This is a genomic window from Oceanospirillum sanctuarii (assembly GCF_002150805.1).
GTDB lineage: Bacteria > Pseudomonadota > Gammaproteobacteria > Pseudomonadales > Halomonadaceae > Oceanospirillum > Oceanospirillum sanctuarii.
Genome location: NZ_MTBA01000028.1, coordinates 1 through 658 on the forward strand (window position 1 = coordinate 1; position 658 = coordinate 658).

Below are 658 nucleotides of genomic sequence, written 5' to 3' on the forward strand. Positions count from 1 at the left end.
AGGGGAACCTGCGGCTGGATCACCTCCTTAAACGACATCTCCAGGTTATCCCGGTAAAGTGTCCACATGAATTATCTGACTGAAGAATAAAGAAGAGCACAGTCGCTAGGCTGAACGTAGGCTTGTAGCTCAGCTGGTTAGAGCGCACCCCTGATAAGGGTGAGGTCGGTGGTTCAAGTCCACTCAGGCCTACCAATTTAGCGTCTATTCTGTAGACGTCATCTTGTTGGTCGCGACTCATTAGGTTTAACACCGATATGGGGCTATAGCTCAGCTGGGAGAGCGCCTGCCTTGCACGCAGGAGGTCTGCGGTTCGATCCCGCATAGCTCCACCATATCCTAAAGTGCACATAACAAAACATTGTCCCTTGTTGATTCAGGTTCAGTGATTTTCTTATGTTTTCTTTACGAAAACCGCTCTTTAACAATGTAGATTAATGCCAATTAAAGATACTTTGCATATTTTGTATTGCAGATTATTGAAAATTGAATCCAACTAAAATGTTGGGTTGTTGCTTGCTTATTTGATAGCTCTTTTAAGCAATCACAATCCAGCGGATAAAATTTTAAATCTTTGTAATCTTGATAGCGCGTATCCGGTGAAAAATCGTTAACAGCAAAGTCTTAACCAGACCCTTTTGGGTTATATGGTCAAGCA

Annotated in this window: 2 tRNA genes; both read left to right on the forward strand. The window is 43.0% G+C overall.

Going from position 1 to position 658, the window contains the following annotated elements:
- The first annotated feature begins 118 nt into the window (after window positions 1-118).
- Window positions 119-195, forward strand: a tRNA-Ile gene (locus BV405_RS17500).
- A gap of 64 nt (window positions 196-259) precedes the next feature.
- Window positions 260-335 (forward strand) — tRNA-Ala (locus BV405_RS17505).
- Window positions 336-658: the final 323 nt, after the last annotated feature.